Source organism: Jatrophihabitans endophyticus (genome assembly GCF_900129455.1).
In the GTDB taxonomy this organism is placed as follows: Bacteria; Actinomycetota; Actinomycetes; order Mycobacteriales; family Jatrophihabitantaceae; genus Jatrophihabitans; species Jatrophihabitans endophyticus.
This window is the reverse complement of sequence record NZ_FQVU01000001.1, coordinates 129,315-141,511: the sequence shown is the minus strand read 5'-3', so window position 1 is coordinate 141,511 and position 12,197 is coordinate 129,315. Positions and strand designations below refer to the sequence as shown.

Annotated in this window: 16 protein-coding genes; 9 read left to right on the top strand and 7 right to left on the bottom strand. The window is 75.0% G+C overall.

The features are described 5' to 3' along the window. Positions 1–19: 19 nt before the first annotated feature. The gene (locus BUE29_RS00655) at positions 20–532 is read right to left on the bottom strand and encodes a DUF3291 domain-containing protein (RefSeq protein ID WP_073384699.1); all 513 of its coding nucleotides are present in this window, start codon (positions 530–532) and stop codon (positions 20–22) included. Positions 533–646: 114 nt separating this feature from the next. On the opposite strand from BUE29_RS00655, the gene BUE29_RS00650 reads away from it, so the two are divergent. Continuing rightward, entirely contained in the window at positions 647–1,108 is a 462-nt protein-coding gene (locus BUE29_RS00650; RefSeq protein WP_073384697.1) for a MarR family transcriptional regulator, read from the top strand. After that, on the top strand, positions 1,105–2,631 hold the full coding sequence (locus BUE29_RS00645) for an FUSC family protein (protein ID WP_073384695.1): 1,527 nt from the start codon (positions 1,105–1,107) through the stop codon (positions 2,629–2,631). Before BUE29_RS00650 ends, BUE29_RS00645 begins: the two co-directional genes overlap by 4 nt. On the opposite strand, the gene BUE29_RS00640 is transcribed toward BUE29_RS00645, so the two are convergent. Both BUE29_RS00640 and BUE29_RS22295 read right to left on the bottom strand, forming a co-directional pair. Next, positions 2,568–2,966 (bottom strand): VOC family protein, encoded by a 399-nt coding sequence (locus BUE29_RS00640; RefSeq protein ID WP_073384693.1) that lies wholly within the window; start codon positions 2,964–2,966, stop codon positions 2,568–2,570. The two genes, BUE29_RS00645 and BUE29_RS00640, sit on opposite strands and share 64 nt — an antisense overlap. Positions 2,967–2,976: 10 nt before the next feature. Beyond that, positions 2,977–3,372 carry an alpha/beta fold hydrolase gene (locus tag BUE29_RS22295; protein ID WP_159440809.1) on the bottom strand — a complete coding sequence of 132 codons (396 nt, stop codon included), beginning with the start codon at positions 3,370–3,372 and terminating at the stop codon, positions 2,977–2,979. Positions 3,373–3,449: 77 nt separating this feature from the next. On the opposite strand from BUE29_RS22295, the gene BUE29_RS22290 reads away from it, so the two are divergent. Together BUE29_RS22290 and BUE29_RS00625 are read left to right on the top strand one after the other, a co-directional pair. Continuing rightward, positions 3,450–3,857, top strand: a complete 408-nt coding sequence (locus BUE29_RS22290; RefSeq protein WP_073384689.1) for a hypothetical protein — start codon at positions 3,450–3,452, stop codon at positions 3,855–3,857. A 74-nt stretch (positions 3,858–3,931) separates the two neighbouring features. Further along, positions 3,932–5,278 carry an HNH endonuclease signature motif containing protein gene (locus BUE29_RS00625; protein ID WP_159440808.1) on the top strand — a complete coding sequence of 449 codons (1,347 nt, stop codon included), beginning with the start codon at positions 3,932–3,934 and terminating at the stop codon, positions 5,276–5,278. A 20-nt stretch (positions 5,279–5,298) separates the two neighbouring features. Here BUE29_RS00625 and BUE29_RS00620 read toward each other — a convergent pair whose 3' ends face one another. Together BUE29_RS00620 and thiD are read right to left on the bottom strand one after the other, a co-directional pair. Further along, positions 5,299–5,691: a VOC family protein gene (locus BUE29_RS00620; protein ID WP_200799969.1), complete on the bottom strand. Its 393-nt coding sequence runs from the start codon at positions 5,689–5,691 to the stop codon at positions 5,299–5,301. Beyond that, positions 5,688–6,506 (bottom strand): bifunctional hydroxymethylpyrimidine kinase/phosphomethylpyrimidine kinase, encoded by an 819-nt coding sequence (gene thiD, locus BUE29_RS00615; RefSeq protein WP_073384685.1) that lies wholly within the window; start codon positions 6,504–6,506, stop codon positions 5,688–5,690. Before thiD ends, BUE29_RS00620 begins: the two co-directional genes overlap by 4 nt. A 69-nt stretch (positions 6,507–6,575) precedes the next feature. Between thiD and tenA the strand changes: the two genes are divergently transcribed. The 5 genes from tenA to BUE29_RS00585 are packed head-to-tail and all read left to right on the top strand — an operon-like array spanning position 6,576 to position 10,511. Continuing rightward, complete coding sequence (tenA, locus tag BUE29_RS00610; RefSeq protein WP_073384683.1) at positions 6,576–7,262, top strand: thiaminase II; 687 nt, start codon at positions 6,576–6,578, stop codon at positions 7,260–7,262. After that, entirely contained in the window at positions 7,259–7,657 is a 399-nt protein-coding gene (locus tag BUE29_RS00605; RefSeq protein ID WP_200799968.1) for a VOC family protein, read from the top strand. Before tenA ends, BUE29_RS00605 begins: the two co-directional genes overlap by 4 nt. A gap of 57 nt (positions 7,658–7,714) precedes the next feature. Continuing rightward, entirely contained in the window at positions 7,715–8,776 is a 1,062-nt protein-coding gene (locus BUE29_RS00595; RefSeq protein WP_143167910.1) for a hypothetical protein, read from the top strand. Between the two features lie 13 nt (positions 8,777–8,789). Further along, positions 8,790–9,689, top strand: a complete 900-nt coding sequence (locus tag BUE29_RS00590) for a L,D-transpeptidase family protein (protein WP_143167909.1) — start codon at positions 8,790–8,792, stop codon at positions 9,687–9,689. Positions 9,690–9,698: 9 nt separating this feature from the next. Then, entirely contained in the window at positions 9,699–10,511 is an 813-nt protein-coding gene (locus tag BUE29_RS00585) for an alpha/beta fold hydrolase (protein ID WP_073384674.1), read from the top strand. Here the strand turns inward: BUE29_RS00585 and BUE29_RS21715 are convergent. After that, on the bottom strand, positions 10,477–10,686 hold the full coding sequence (locus BUE29_RS21715) for a hypothetical protein (protein WP_200799967.1): 210 nt from the start codon (positions 10,684–10,686) through the stop codon (positions 10,477–10,479). The genes BUE29_RS00585 and BUE29_RS21715 overlap by 35 nt on opposite strands. 42 nt (positions 10,687–10,728) lie before the next feature. Beyond that, on the bottom strand, positions 10,729–12,138 hold the full coding sequence (locus tag BUE29_RS00575) for an amidase (RefSeq protein WP_073384672.1): 1,410 nt from the start codon (positions 12,136–12,138) through the stop codon (positions 10,729–10,731). Between the last annotated feature and the right edge of the window lie 59 nt (positions 12,139–12,197).

The following is a 12,197-nucleotide window of genomic DNA, read 5'->3' as shown; positions in this document are numbered from 1 at the left end:
CTCCCGTGCGCGCTCGACCCTACTCCTGGTCCGCGAGCCGCCCGCGCCGTCGTTCGGGCCGGCCGGACCCGTCGAACCGCGCGCGCAACGAGAACGCCGACGGCGTGGGGCCGTGGCGGCGCAGGTGCGCCAGCCGCGCGAGCGCGTCGGCCGGCGTGGGGTGGGTGCCCGCCGCCACCCACCACAGGACGGTCGACGGCTGCGGGAGTCGCTCGAACCACTCGGCCCGTCGCCGCGTGAAGTGACCGTGGTGACTGCGGTAGGTGAAGGCGTGCAGGGCGGGGTAGTCGCGCCACACCGAGATGTTGAGGACGACGAGCGGGTCCTCGTCGGAGACGGCGACGTGGCCGTGCTCGGCGACGTGGCGCCAGACGAAACCCGGTGCGTGGTCGGCCAGGTGGTTGACGCGGTCCAGGGCAGCCACGAAGCCGGCGACGCGCGGGTCGCCGACCGGGTGGCGCAACCGCGCCACGTTCGCCTGCGCGAGCTGCCGGTCGCTCGCGACGGCGCGGTGCGGACCGGCACCCGTCATGTCACGCAGGCTAGGCCGTCCCGGGTGACGGTTCACCGGATCGGGCACGGGAGGTTCGACGCAGACCGCCGGTGACGACGGCAACTACGCAGCTGCTGACCATATGATCAGCAGATGCGTACCAGACGACCGACGCTCGACGAGGCCACCATCATCCGGCGCGCGACGACGTCGCTCGACGCGCGGGCGCGGGCGGAGCGCCACGGCGAGCTGAGTCTGAACTCGGTCTCCGTGCTCGGGCGGATCATGACGCAGGGGCCGCTGACGCCGGGTGAGCTCGCGCGACAGCTGCGGATGCTGCCGCAGTCGCTGACCCGACCTCTCGCGGCGCTGGAGCGTGCGGGGCTCGTCCGCCGCACCCCCGACCCCGCCGACCGTCGGGGCGCCCTGCTGGCGGCCACCGCCGCCGGGCGGCGTGCGCTGCGACGGGAGATGGCCCCGCGCACCCGGTGGCTCGCCGACGCCATCGACGCCGTCTGCGACGAGGACGACCTCGCCACGCTGCTGCAGGCGGCGCAGATCATGCAGCGGCTCGCCGGGTTCGACGGTGGTGGTGTCGCCCCGGTCGAGCCGTGACCGTCGTCGGCGGACCCGCCCCCCGCACGCCGGGTGCGACGTCGGACGGCGGCCGGTGGCGCGCCGACGTCGTCTCGGCGGCCCTGACGATGGCGGCGGTCCTGACGTCGTTCGGCGGGGTCTACGGGCTGAGCCGGTGCGTCGACGTGCCCCACCAGGATCTCGTCCTCGCCGCCGTGCTGGCTCTCACGCTGTCCCGGGCGTTCGGCCGGGCCGACCACTCGCGGCTGCTCGCCGCTGTCGAGGTGCCACTCGTCGGGGTCGCCGCGACGTGGGCCGGGTGGTTGCTGATCGACCGACCGTGGGTCGGCCAGCCCCTGCTCGTCCTCGCCCTGTCTCTCGGCGTGCAGGCGCGGCGATGGGGCGGGCTGGTGCCGCAGGCGGGTCGGCTCGTCGCGCTGCCCTTCCTGGCGCTGCTGGTGACGCCGGTGCCGCCGGTGCCGCGCTCTCCGAGCGGCGGGTCGCCCGCGATCCCCGTCCCGAGCGCCTCCGCCGTGTGGTGGGGTGCCGCCGTCGGCCTGCTCGCCGTGGCGTGCGCGGCGGCCGCGCAGTGGTGCCGCGCGCGGCTCGCCCCGGCGGCCGGGCCGCTCCCCGCGTCCGGGGCGCGCCGCCGGGGCCGTCGCCTCGACGCCGGGACGCGGGCGGCGCTGCAGCTGCTGCTCGCGCTCGGTGGTGCGCTCGTCCTCGGCCACCTGCTCTTCGGCGACCGCTGGCGGTGGGCCGTCGTCTCGGCCTACCTCGTCCTGAGCAGCGCGCGCGGCCGCGGCGACGTCGTGCACAAGGCCGTGATGCGGGTCGTCGGCGCCGCGGCCGGCACCGTCGCGGCGACACTGGTCACCGCGCACGGGCTGCCGGCCGGCAACCGATGGCTGGTCGTCGCCGTCTTCGTCGTGATGGCGGCGGCCGTCGTGGTGCGGGACCGCAACTACGCGTACTGGGCGGCGGGCGTCACGGCGATGATCGCGCTGCTCGACGGCTACTACGGCGAGGACGCCGCCCGGGCGCTGCCCGAGCGGGTGGCGGCCATCGTCGTCGGCGCGACGCTGGGCGCCCTGTCCGCCTGGTTCGTCGTCCCGGTCCGTTCGCGCGACGTCCTGCGCAGCTACCTCGCTCGCGGCCTGGCCGCGCTGTCCGACGAGCTCGCCCCGGATGCCGCCGGGGCCGCGCGCACCCAGGGCACCCTGCGGCTGCTGCGCGAGCTCGAGCCGATGCTGCGCGCCCATCGTCGGACCGTCGGTCGCGGCCAGCGGCCACACGCCGTGGACGCCGTGGCGGCCCTGCACCGGTTGGCGGTGCTGCCCGGTGACGAGCGGGAGCGCCGCGTGCTGCGGCGGGACGTGACGCGCGTGCGGCGGGCGATCGTGGGCAGGGACGACCCGGCGCCCGACGAGCTGCCGCCCGATCTCGCCGTCGTGCACGCCGTCCTCGCCGCGACCAGGACGTCGCGGCGACGCACCGGTCACGGTGGCGGCGATGCCCCGGCGGCGAGCGCGACCGGGTTGCCGTCCGGGTCGGCGACGTAGGCGACCCGCTCGCCCCACGGCATGTCGGCCGGCTCCCTGAGCACGGTGGTGCCGCGAGGGAGCGCGGACACCGTCGCGTCGACGTCGGTCACGTACACGAACAGCTCGAACCGGGGCCGGTCACCGACCGGCGCGCCGAACTGCTCGCCCGACCAGCTGGCGTCGACGACCGCCAGCTCGCTGCCGTCGCGGCGCAGCCCGACGTAACCGGGGTCGGCCGGGGTCGGCACGGCGACGAAGACGGTGAAGCCCAGCCGCTCGTAGAACGCGACCGTCGCTCGTACCGCCGTCGCGTACACGACCGGGAAGGCCCGCAGGGGAGCGGCGTCGGCCATGCCTCGCAGGCTAGGCCCGTCGCGCGTTCGTGACCGAGTATTCGGCACGCGACGTCGGGAACGCGCGGATCGCCGGCCGCGAGGGTCGGGACGGCAGCCGCCGCGCCGTCAGGGGCCACACCGCGTGGCCGGCTTCGAGCATGGTGCGGATGTCGAACCCGCGCCTCCCGTGCATGGCGGCGGTGACGCCGTCGACGATCGAACCGCCCATCGAGTGCCCGACCACGACACCCCACCGCCGCGGGACCGAGCGTCCCACCGCGTCGACGAAGGACTCCGGCGTCGCGTCCGGGTCCGGTTCCGAACGGCCGTGACCCGGGAGGTCGACGGCGGTCACGCGGTAGCCGTGACCCGCGAGCAGTGGTCCGACCGGCCACCGCAGCGCGCGCTGCCGCGATGGTGTCACCTCCGTGACGCATCGTGCGACGAAGCTCGACCGCGAACGCACGGCGCTGGCGGCCGACCTGGGGAAGGATCGTCGCCGTGAGGAAGCGCCGCGCGGAGTCTTTCGCCGAGGCGGTCGAGCGGCTCGCGGCCCGGCCGACCCGTCCGCGGCGCGTGCGGGCCGGCCGACGAGGCGACAGCTGGGCAGACCCGTCCGGCGTCGCCTACACCCTCGTCGACGACGGTCTCCGGCCGAGCGTCGCGCTCGCCCTGGCCGCCCAGGGGGCGCGCGTCGTGTACGACGCGTGCGGGTGCGGCGGCGTGGAATGCGAGCTGGACTGGCTGTCGGGTGCCGAGGTTGCCACTCTGGCCAGCCGTGGACGGCCGCCGATCGTGCGTTCGTCGGAGGACGGCCGCGCCGACCTGGAGCACTGGCGCAGCGAGGAGGGTGGAGACCTCGTCGTGGCGGCGGTCGACGTCTCGTGGGGCGATCGCATCCCACGGTGATCGGCGGTGGACGGGTGTGGCGGCGCTCGCGGCGGTCGACAAGAGTGTCGTACCCGCGTTCTAATATCGTCAGCATGGAGGCGAACCGGGTCGACGAGGTGGTCGACGAGCGGATCGCCATCGTGCGCGCGGGGGTCGACGGGTTGCTCGATGCCGACCTGACGAGGTTGTCCGGCCGGGAACTGGTGGCGCTGCTCGACGCGCTCGAGACACAGCACCGGCGGTTGGCCGCGGCGGACGCTCGGCTGCTGGCCGAGATCGAGGAGCGCGGTGCGGCAGGGGAGTTCGGTCGCACGTCGACGGTCGACCTGCTGCGGGTGCGGTTGCGGGTGGCGCCGGGGGAGGCGAAGGCTCGCGTCGAGCGAGCCCGTGACCTCGGGCCGCGGCGCACGGTGTCGGGCGAGGCTCTGCCGCCGTTGCTGCCGGCGACCGCGGCCGCGCAGCGCGCCGGGACGATCTCGGTGGGGCACGCCGCGGTGATCGCCGACGTGCTGGCCGAGATCCCCGCGGCGATCGCGGTGGAGGCGTCCGGCGTGGCCGAGCGGCTCCTGGTCGAGGCTGCCCGGCACGAGGACCCGGCCCGGTTGCGTCGCACCGGGCAGCTGGTGCTGCGTCGGCTCGACCCCGACGGCGTGCTCGACCGCGCCGACGTGATCGAACGCCGCCGCGGCTTCACCCTGACCCCGGCGCGGGACGGGTCGGCCATCGCATCCGGTCGGCTGACCGGAGAGGCGGCCGCGGTGTGGCGCACGATCCTGGACGCGCTCTCCGCCCCGGCAGTCGCGGCTGACGAGGCCGCCGCGCCCTCACCCGACGACCGGTCGGCGGCGCAGCGGCGCCACGACGGGTTCCTCGACGCCGGGCTGCGGCTGCTGCGCTCCGGCACGCTGCCCGACAGCGGCGGCACCCCGGTCACCGTTCTCGTCCGGACCACCGCGGCGGAGCTGCGCCGGCCCGACGGTCTGGCGCAGACCGACCACGGGGCGCACCTCTCGATCCGGCGGCTGCTCGAGCTCACCGGCGACGCCCTGCTGAGCCCGGTCGTCCTCGCTCGGCACGGCGCAGTCCTCGGCCTCGGGCGCAGCCGCCGCCTCGCCACCCCCGCACAGCGTCGGGCGCTCGCGGCCCGCGACGGCGGCTGCGCCTTCCCCGACTGCACCCGGCCCGCGGCCTGGTGCGAGGCCCACCACGTCGTCGCGTGGGCCGACGGCGGCGCGACCGACCTGGCCAACCTCGTCCTGCTCTGCGGCCACCATCACCGCAGCCTCGGGCGCAGCGACTGGCAGCTGCACATGCGCCACGGCCGCCCCGAATGGCTGGCGCCGCCGTGGCTGGACCCGTCCGGCACACCGGTGCGCAACACCGCCCACCACCTCCCCGAGATCGACTTCACCGCTGTCGTCGAGCCCGACACCGGATAGCCCGCCGGCGGCGGTGGCCTTCAGTCGAGGAAGAAGCAGAAGGGGTGGCCCACGGGGTCGCGCATGACCACCACGTCGGGCTGCGGTTGCACCGCATCGCGGCGCGCGCCGAGCGAGGTCGCCCACGCCTCGGCCACGTCGAGATCGTCCACCCGGATGTCGAGGTGCATCGTCGCGTGCTGCGCTCCGGGCTCGCTCGGCCACACCGGCGCACGCCAGTGCGCTTCGTGCTCGACGTTGACGGTCGGTCCCGCGACGCCGTCGGGCGGGCGGACCTGTGCCCAGTCCGCCTCCTCGGCCACGACAGGCCAGTCGAGCAGCCGGCCGTAGAACCCGGCGAGGGCCGGGGCGTCCGGGGCACCCACCGTCACCGAGGTCAGCGCCATGGTGGGACGCCGCGGCGCATCGCTCACGGCGTGGTCCGCTGGGGCCAGTCCCGCACCCGCCAGAAGTGACCCACCGGGCCGAGCCCGCTGCCCAGCGGGAAGGAGCCGGCCACCGCGCCGCGGATGAACGCCTTGCCCTCTGCGACGGCCGCGGCCAGGGTCGCGCCGCGCGCGAGCGCGGCGGTGGTCGCCGACGCGAGCGTGTCGCCCGAACCGTGGGTGTGCGCCGTGTCGTGGCGCGGGGCGCGGAACTCGATTGCCGTCTCGCCGTCGTGCAGCAGGTCCACGGCATCGTCACCGGCCAGGTGCCCCCCCTTGACCAGCACCGCCTTCGGCCCGAGCGCGAGCAGCGCGGCAGCGGCCTCGTCCATGTCGGCGCGGGTGCGTACCTCGACGCCGGTGAGCAGCGCGATCTCGCCCAGGTTCGGGGTGACGAGCGTGGCGAGGGGGAGGACGACGTCGCGCAGGGCTTCGACGGCGTCCGGTCGCAGCAGCGGGTCGCCGTGCTGCGACGCGGCGACCGGGTCGACCACGAACGGCGCGATGCCGAGTCGCTGCACGGTCTCGGCCACTGCGGCCATGATCGCGGCCGAGGCCAACATGCCCGTCTTGGCCGCCCCCACGCCGATGTCGGTCGCGACCGACTCGATCTGCTCGGCCACCGCCTCCGGCGGGAGCTCGTAGAACCCCGACACCCCGAGCGAGTTCTGCACCGTGACGGCGGTGATCGCCGACATGCCGTGAACCCGGCAGGCGAGGAAGGTCTTCAGATCGGCCTGGACCCCGGCGCCGCCGCCGGAGTCCGAGCCTGCGATGGTGAGCGCGGTCGGCACGGCGTCCATCGCGTCAGTATCGCCGGTCGGTCGCGGCGTCGGTCTCGCCGCACAGGACGGGGCGGGAGGATCGGGGGCATGGAGGACACGCTGACCGCGCCGGAGGTCGCGACCGTGACGCAGCGACTCTGGAACGGCGCGGCGCACGTCCACGAGGCGATCCTCGCGCACCCGTTCCTCGCCGGACTGACCGACGGCACCCTCCCGGCGGACACGTTCGCCTACTACCTCGCCCAGGACGCGCACTATCTGCGCGACTACGCGCGAACGCTCGCCGTCGTCGCGGCCAAGGCTCCGACCCACGCCGACACCGCGCTGCTAGCACGGCACGCCGCCGAGACCGCCGAGGTCGAGCTGGCGCTGCACGAGACATTGCTGCCGCAGCTGGGCATCGACGCGGCCGCGCTCGCCGACGTCGCGGTCTCGCCGACGACGACGGCCTACACGTCCTACCTGCTGGCGACGGCCCACGGCGGCACCTTCGCCGACGGGCTGGCCGCGGTGCTGCCCTGCTACTGGATCTACCAGCGGGTCGGGCAGTCACTCGTCGCCGCCGGCTCGCCGGACGCGCGATACCGGCGTTGGATCGACACCTACGCCGACGACGCGTTCGCCGAGACCGTGGCCGCCGTGCTGGCCCTGGCCGACCGCCTCGTCGTGGACGCCGCCGCGGAGTCCGGCATGCACCGGCACTTCGGGGTCACGGCGCGCTACGAGTGGATGTTCTGGGACGCCGCGTGGCGGCGGGAGGGATGGCCGTTGTGACCCCGCATCTCGACAGCGTCACCGTCGGCGCGTCCGACTTCGCCGCGTCGGCCGAGTTCTACGAGGCGGCGCTCGGCGCGCTCGGCTTCGTGCGCACCCACGAGCTCGTCGACGAGGAGGAGGACGACGCCGCCGTCGAGGCGCTCGGCTGGGGCCCGGCCGGCGCGCCGGCGCAGGTCTGGCTGGTGACCAGCGGCGTGCCGACCCGGGACGTGCACGTTCGGCTGCGGGTCGCCTCCCGCCTCGACGTCGAGGAGTTCCACTCGGCCGCGCTCGCGGCCGGCGGCCGCGAGCACGCGGCACCGCGGCGCTGGACCCCCTACCGCCGGGGCGAGTTCAACGCGATCGTGCGCGACCCCGACGGCAACCTGGTCGAGGCCGTCGCCCCGGAGTGATCACGTCGGCATGATCGGGACTGGATTCACACCAGTCACACCTGGCACACTGGTCACATGTCGGTCGGTCGGGTCGTGTCCTCGCTCGTGTCGTGCGCCGCGGTCGCGGGCTGTGCCGTCGTCGTCATCGGCATGAACCGCGCCGCGGACGACTCGTCGCGTGACGAGCGCGCCGCGGCCGCCACGCACCGCGCGGAGCCCAGTGATCGGCCCGCCTTCCTGCCGCGCACCGACGACCCGACGACGCCGGCGTCCGGCACGACGTCCGGCACGACCTCCGCCGCCGCGTCGCACACCGGCGTCGCCCGTCCGGTGGCACGGTCGTCCGCGCGCGCCGTGAGCGTCGCGGCCCCGGCGGCGACCACGCGAACCGCGACGTCGGCACCGCCGGCGCGGGTGACCAGCTCCACCACGACCGCCCGGCCCGCGCCGCGCACCGCGACCCGTCGCGCGACTGCCGCCCGCACCAGCTCACCGGCCCGCACCAGCTCACCGGCCCGCGCCACCGCGGCCGCCGGCCGGTCGCTGCCGCTGCGCTACTCCACCGGCAAGGCCACCCGGGTCATCACCGTGACGGCAGGGTCGTCGCGGAGCACCCGCGCGACCGTGCAGGCGTGGACCAAGGTCAGCGGTCACAAGTGGCGCAAGACCGGCAAGGCGGTTCGCGCGTACGTCGGCGCCGACGGCATCGGCTCGGCGAGCGAGTCCAGTTCCAAGACTCCCAAGGGCAGCTTCACCCTCACCCAGGCCTTCGGCCGCAACAGCGACCCCGGCACGTCGCTGCCCTACTTCAAGACCAAGCCCTCGGACTACTGGATCAGCAGCGCGGGCTCGAAGTACAACACCCACCAGCGCTGCGGCAGCTGCGGCTACGACAACGGCGTCAACGAACGGCTCTACTACACGACGCCGTACTACAACTACGCCGCCGTCATCGACTACAACACCCGTAACGCGCCGGGCGGCGTGAAGCAGGGCAAGGGCAGCGCGTTCTTCCTGCACGTGTCGGTCGGCGAGCCCACCGCCGGCTGCGTCGCCATCCCGCAGTCGCGGCTGGTGTCCTACCTGCGCTGGCTCAAGCCCGCCGCCCACCCCCGGATCCTCGTCGGCGTCACGTGACATCCTGGTGGCCATGCCCGGCCGCCCCACCCGCCTGACCGTCCTCGCCGCGCTGAGCGCGGTGGTCCTCGCCGGCTGCTCCAGCGCCCGCGGCGAACGGGACGCGAGCACCTCCGCCGGCGCATCGACGACCGTCCCGTCGTCGACACCCGCCCCGGCCATCACGACACCGACGACGACCGCCCCACGCACCTCGGCACGCCCGAGCACGACGGCCCGGTCGTCCGCCCCGGGCACGCACCGGCCGACGCCGCCGGCCACGAGCACGCCGGCGCCGCGACGCTCGTCGTCCCACGCGGCGCGCACCGCCCGCACGCAGCGCCTCCCGCTCGACCTGTCGACCGGCGACGCCCGGCAGGTGGTCACCGTCGTCGCGTCGAGCCACGGCGCGACCACCGCGACCGTGCAGCGGTGGAAGAGGTCCGACGGCGGATGGCGCCGGGTGGGCGCGGCGATCGACGCCTACGTCGGCAGCGCGGGCGTCGGCAGGGCGAGCGAGGGCAGCAGCAAGACCCCGGCCGGCAGCTTCACGCTGACGCAGGCCTTCGGCAACGACGGCGACCCCGGCACTCGGCTGCCCTACTTCCGCACCACGAACGCCGACTACTGGATGAGCAGTCCCGGCTCGACGTACAACACGCACCAGCGCTGCGGCGACTGCGGTTACGACAACGGCGTCAACGAGCATCTGCACGAGGTCACGCCGGAGTACGACCAGGCCGTCGTCATCGACTACAACACCCGTAACGCGCCGGGCGGGGTGAAGGCAGGCCGGGGCAGCGCGTTCTTCCTGCACATCCAGAACGGCGAGCCCACCGCCGGCTGCGTAGCGATCCCGCGCGACGACCTGATCCGCGTCATGGCATGGCTCGCCCCGACCCGTCATCCGCGCATCCTCATCGGCGTCGACTGAGCCGCGACGATGCCCTACGTCCAGGTCGGCGACCACGCGCTGTCGTGGCGACGCCGCGGCGCCGGGCCGCCGCTGCTGCTCGTGCAGGGGATGGCCGGCCACCACGCGCTGTGGGGTGAGGCGTTCCTCGCCGCCCTCGCCGCGGACTTCGACGTCGTGACGTTCGATCATCGGGGGATCGGTGCCGACCGGGACGGGCCGGACGCCGTCGGCGACTTCACCGTCGCCGATCTCGCCGCCGACGCCGCGGCCGTGCTCGACGTCGTCGGGTGGGACGATGCGCACGTCCTCGGCATCTCCCTGGGCGGCATGGTGGCGCAGGAGCTCGCGCTCGGCCGGCCCGAGCGCGTCCGCTCGGTCGTCCTGGGCTGCACCTACGCCGGCGGGGCGGGCGCCACGTTGGATGCCCCGGGCCCGCTGCGGCTGCTGCAGGCCATGCAGCTCGCCGCCACCACCGGCACCGTCGAGAACGCGGTGCGCACGGCGTACGAGGTGAACCTGTCCCCGGCGTTCCGCGCCGACGACACGCAGTTCGCAGCCTTCGCGGCGGCGTCGCTGGCGGTGCGGGTGCCGATGCCTGTGGTGCTGCAGCAGGCCAAGGCAGTGTTCGGGCACGACACGAGCGGCCGGCTGCCCGGTCTCGCCGCGCCCACCCTCGTCGTCCACGGCACCGCCGACCAGATGATCGGCTATGCCAACGCGCCGGTGATCGCCGATCTCGTGCCCCGCGCCACCCTGCGTCCGCTCGACGGTGTCGGGCACCTGTTGTGGTGGGAGCAGCCCGGTGTCACGGCGGGGTTGGTGCGGGAGCACTGCCGGTGAGGGCGATCCCGAGCTGATCGCGGCGCCGGTGCAGCAACCGGCCGAGCACGCCGGACAGCACCAGCAGTGCCGCGCCCGCGACGGCGAAAACCCACCGGACGCCGACGGCGTTCGCCTGCACCCCGCCGAGCAACGACCCCAACGGGATGCCGCCCCACACGACCGTCCCGTACACGCCCTGCACCCGGCCGAACAGTGGGCGCCGCGGTGCGGCTGGTCAGTCCTGGATGCGGGCGAAGGGCTGTGCGGCCTCGAGCAGGTACGCGAGCTCCAGCAGCGTGCGCTCGTCGCCGTGCGCCGCGGTGAGCTGGACGCCGACCGGCAGGCCGCCCGCCGTCGTGCCCATCGGCAGCGAGATGCCCGGCTGGCCGGAGATGTTGTTGAGCGGCGTGTACGCCACCCACCGCGTGAGCCGGTGGATGAGCTCGTCGTAGGCGACGGTGGGCGCGAGGTGGCCGAGCGGCGGCGTGGTGTGGGCGAGAACGGGGGAGAGGACGACCTCGTGTCGCGCCAGCAGGGCCGCGCACTGCTGCGGGACCCGGCGTAGCCGACGCAGCGCACCCGGCGTGCGATACAGGTGCCGCCGGTGGAACGCCCGCAGTCCCCGGCTCAGCCCGTCCGCGCGCGCGGCGTCGAACGATCGGCTGAGCAGCAGCCGGGAGGTGTCGAGGGCGAGCTCGGCCAGCAGGCCCCAGTACTGGACGAAGTCGGCCGCGAACTGCTCGGTGACGGGGAGCGCGATCGGCTCGACGACGTGACCGGCACGCTCCAGCAGCGCGGCGGTCCGCTCGACGGCGCGACGGGTGTCCTCGTCGACCGTCGCGCCGGTGACGGTGTCGAGGATCAGACCGACCCGCAGCCGTCGCTGCGCGGGGCCGGTGACCAGCCCGACCGGCGGCAGGTTCGGATTGCGCCAGCCGTCCTCGGCCGCCGCGACGAACGCGGCGGTGTCGCGGACGCTGCGGGTCACGACGCCCTCGGAGACCATGTTGATCGGGAGGTGGCGGGCCTGCTCGCCGTCGCGATGGCGACCGCGGGACGGCTTGAGCCCGACGAGCCCGGCGCACGCGGCGGGGATGCGGATCGAGCCGCCGCCGTCGTTGGCGTGCGCGATCGGGACGACGCCCGCGGCCACCATCGCGGCCGAGCCGCCCGACGACGCCCCGACCGAGTAGGCCGGGTCCCACGGGTTGCGGGTGGGCGGCTGCGTCATGAACTCGGTGGTGGCGTTGAAGCCGAACTCGGGCAACCGGGACTTGCCCAGCACGGTCAGGCCGGTGCCGAGGTACTGCCGCGCGTAGGCGCCGTCGCGCTTCGCCGGGCTCGCCACGTAGGCCTCGCTGCCGTGGTTGGTGGGCCAGCCGGCAAGATCGGTGTTGTCCTTCACGAACGTGGGGACGCCGAACAGCGCCGCTTCGGGGTCGTCACCGAGTCGGGGCGAGGCGAACGCGTCGAAGGCGACGGCGTGCAGCTCCGCCTCGACGGCGCGGGAGCGGGCGGCGGCCGCGGCCGCCAGCTCGTCGCGACCGACCGCCCCGCGGCGGACCTGCTCGGCGAGCCCGACCGCGTCGTGGTCGCCCAGGGCGTCGTCGGTGAAGGCGTGGATGCGACGGGCGGCTTCGTCCATCGGCCGGACGCTACTCGCCGGTCACTTGCGCGGCACGCCGCCGACGATCTCGGCGGACC